Origin of the sequence: Bacteroides sp. MSK.20.82 (assembly GCF_019052485.1) — a bacterium.
GTDB lineage: Bacteria > Bacteroidota > Bacteroidia > Bacteroidales > Bacteroidaceae > Bacteroides > Bacteroides thetaiotaomicron.
Genome location: NZ_JAHQUN010000155.1, coordinates 1 through 398 on the forward strand (window position 1 = coordinate 1; position 398 = coordinate 398).

Sequence of the window (398 nt, forward strand, 5' to 3'; positions counted from 1 at the left end):
CACGTGAAGATGATTTTCCCCGCCCGCGACAATATGCCGAAAGTTGCCTTGCCGGAAGTTGAGGTACACTGGTATGACGGCGGTATGATGCCGGAACGTCCGAAAGGTTTCCCAGAAGGAAAACAACTGATGGGCCCCGGTGGTGGTCTGACTATTTTCCACGGAACAAAAGATACATTGATTTGCGGCTGCTACGGAGAACAACCTTTCTTGTTGTCAGGCCGTGTGCCCAATGCACCGAAAGTATGCCGCCGTGTTACTTGTTCTCATGAAATGGACTGGGTACGCGCTTGTAAGGAAGACAAATCCAACCGCGTGATGCCGAAAGCGGATTTCTCCGAATCGGGACCGATGAATGAAATGGTGGTAATGGGTGTATTGGCTATCCGTCTGCAAGG

Annotated in this window: 1 pseudogene; it reads left to right on the plus strand. The window is 51.3% G+C overall.

Annotated features, from left to right (window positions below):
* Positions 1-398 (plus strand): annotated as a pseudogene (locus tag KTR07_RS28255) (gfo/Idh/MocA family oxidoreductase); the annotation flags it as partial.